Source organism: Streptomyces sp. NTD107 (genome assembly GCF_059510435.1).
This window is the reverse complement of the sequence record NZ_JCAJZV010000033.1, coordinates 1-2,861: the sequence shown is the minus strand read 5'-3', so window position 1 is coordinate 2,861 and position 2,861 is coordinate 1. Positions and strand designations below refer to the sequence as shown.

The 2,861-nt window shown below is 75.0% G+C and carries 1 protein-coding gene; it reads right to left on the bottom strand.

Going from position 1 to position 2,861, the window contains the following annotated elements:
- Positions 1-2,861, bottom strand: a 2,861-nt coding sequence (locus AC5WRL_RS28010) for a non-ribosomal peptide synthetase (protein WP_496091484.1), incomplete at both ends; no start/stop codon positions are given.

Genomic DNA, 2,861 nt, shown 5'->3' with positions numbered 1-2,861 from the left:
GGGGGGTGGGGTTGTCGTAGATCTGGCGCGGGCTGAGGTCACGGCGGAATTCCCGGCGGATCAGGCTGCTCAGCCGCATGACCAGCAGGGAGTTGCCGCCGGCGGCGAAGAAGTCCTGCCCCATGGGGAGGCCGGCGGTGCCCAGGAGTTCGGTGAAGAGCCGGCCGAGGCTGCGCTCGGTGGGGGTGGCGGGGGCATCGGCCGCCCCGGTGGGCGCGTCGGCCCAGCGGGGGGCGGGCAGCGCCCGGCGGTCGATCTTGCCGTTGCCGCTGAGCGGCAGCGTGTCGAGGGCGACGAAGGCGGCCGGCACCAGATAGCCGGGCAGCCGGGCGGCGAGGTCCGCGCGCAGCGCCTCGGCGGAGAACCGCGCCGGATCGGCCGGCACCAGGTAGGCGACCAGGCGCTTGTCGCCGGGCCGTTCGGTGTGGACGGTGACGAAGCACTGCCGCACGGCCGGGTGGCCGGCGAGGGCGTTGCGTACCTCGCCGGGTTCGATGCGGAAGCCGCGGATCTTCACCTGGTGGTCGGTGCGGCCGAGGAAGTCGAGGAGTCCTTCCCGGGTCCAGCGGGCGAGGTCCCCCGAGCGGTACATCCGCTCCCCCGGTGCCCCGAAGGGACAGGCCACGAAGCGTTCGGCGGTGAGCGCCGGACGGCCGTGATAGCCGCGGGCGAGCCCGGCACCGGCCAGGTACAGCTCGCCCGGCACCCCGGGCGGGCAGGGGCGCAGCCGCTCGTCGAGGACGTACGCGCGCGTGTGGTCCAACGGCCGGCCGATGGGGATGCGATCGGGTACGGGTGCATCCCGCGCGATGCGGTGGCCGGTGGCGAAGGTGGTGGTCTCGGTGGGGCCGTAGACGTTGACGACGGTGGTGCCCGGGCAGTGCTCCTGGACGCGGCGCACGGCGTGGGGTGGCAGGGTGTCGCCGCCGGACCAGAGTTCCGTCAGTGCGGCCGGCGCGGCCGGGTCGAGGTCGGCGAGAAGCTGGAGGAGCCCCTCCGTGAGAAAGGCCGAGGTGACCTCGCCGCGGGCGAGGGAGCGGGTGAGGGCCGGCAGATCGAGCTCGCCGGGCGGTGCGGTGTGGACCCGGCCGCCGGTGAGCAGCGGCACCCACAGCTCGAAGGTGGAGGCGTCGAAGGCGAGCGGTGAGTGGAACAGGACACGGCGGTGGGCGCCGTTGGTCCAGCGCCGGTCGTGGATGAGGTCGGTGATGTTGCGGTGGGTGACCGCAACCCCCTTGGGAAGGCCGGTCGATCCGGAGGTGAACATCACATAGGCCAGCCGGTCCGGCTGGATGGCGGGCCCAGGCCGTGGCACCGGTGGGGCGGCGCCGGGCGGTGGCGGGCCGTGGACGAGGTGGGTGGGGGTGCCCAGCCCGGCGGCGGCGGGGTCGGTGGCGGGGTCGGTGAGGATGATCCGGGGCGGGGCCAGTCCGGTGATCAGCCGGATCCGGTCGACGGGGTCGGCGGGGCGCAGCGGCAGATAGCCGGCGCCGGTCTTGAGAACGGCCAGGACGGCGGCGACGGTCGCGGGGCCGCGTTCCATCAGGAGGCCGATCAGATCCTCGGGTTGCACGCCTTGGGCGGCGAGTTCGCCGGCGAGCCGGTCGCTCCAGGCGTCGAGCTGGGCGTACGTCCAGCCGCGCCGGTCGTCCGACAGGGCGATGGCGTCGGGGGTACGGGCGGCCTGGGCCCGGAACAGTGCGGGGACACAGGTGTCGGGGGCGGGCGGGCCGGTGCCCTGCCAGCCGGTGAGGACCTGATGGCGTTCCCCGTCGCGGAGCAGGTCGATGCCGGTGAGGGGCCGGCCGGGGTCGGCTGCGGCGCCGGTGAGCAGCGCGTGGAGGCGGCCGGCGACCGACTCGGGGGTGCCGGGGTCGAACAGGGCGGCGTTGAACTCCAGGTCGAGATCCAGGCCGGCGGGGTGGCCGGCGGCGTCGCGGTGTTCGACGAAGGAGAACAGCAGATCGAAGTGGGCGGTGTCCGGTGCCGGGGCCGGCAGGGGGTCGCCGGGCGGTCCGTCCTCGCCCGGGCCGGGCGTGGGGCCGGCCGTGACGTTCATCATCACCTGGAACAACGGGTGCCGGCCCGGGGCGCGTTCGGGGTTGAGGGCGTCCACCACCCGCTCGAAGGGGATGTCCTGGTGGGCATACCCGGCGAGCGCGGTATCCCGGACCCGGCCCAGGAGTTCCCGGAAGGCCGGGTCGCCGGAGGTGTCGGCCCGCAGGACCAGGGTGTTGACGAACAGCCCGATGACGCCGCCCAGTTCCTCGTCGGGGCGGCCGGCGACGGGGGTGCCCAGGGGGATGTCGGTGCCGGCCCCGAGCCGGGTGAGCAGCGCGGCCACCGCCGCTTGCAGCACCATGAACAGCGTGGCGTCGTGCCGGCGGGCCAGCTCGGCGAGCCGCCGGTGGAGGCCGGCGTCCAGCCGGGAGCGGTGGGTTCCCCCCGGGGCGCCGGCGCCGGCGGAGCGCGGCCGGTCGTACGGGAGGGGGAGTTCGGCGGGCAGGTCGCGCAGGGTGGTGCGCCAGTGGTCGAGCTGGCGGGTGGCCAGCCCGGTGGGCCGCTCCGCGGTGCCGAGCAGGGTGTGCTGCCAGTGGGCGTAGTCGGCGTAACTGAGCGGGAGCGGCTCGAAGTCGGGCAGCCGCCCCTCGGTGCGGGCGAGATAGGCGGTGGAGAGTTCGCGCCACAGCACGTCGATGGACCAGCCGTCGATGGCCAGATGGTGGATCACCAGCGACAGCACCTGCTCGCCGCCCACGGCGTACAGCACGGCGTGCAGCGGCAGTTCGTCCGCCAGCCGGAACTCCCGCCGGCGCTGCCCGGCGAGCGCGGCCGGGAGTTCGGCCTCTGTGACGGTGGCG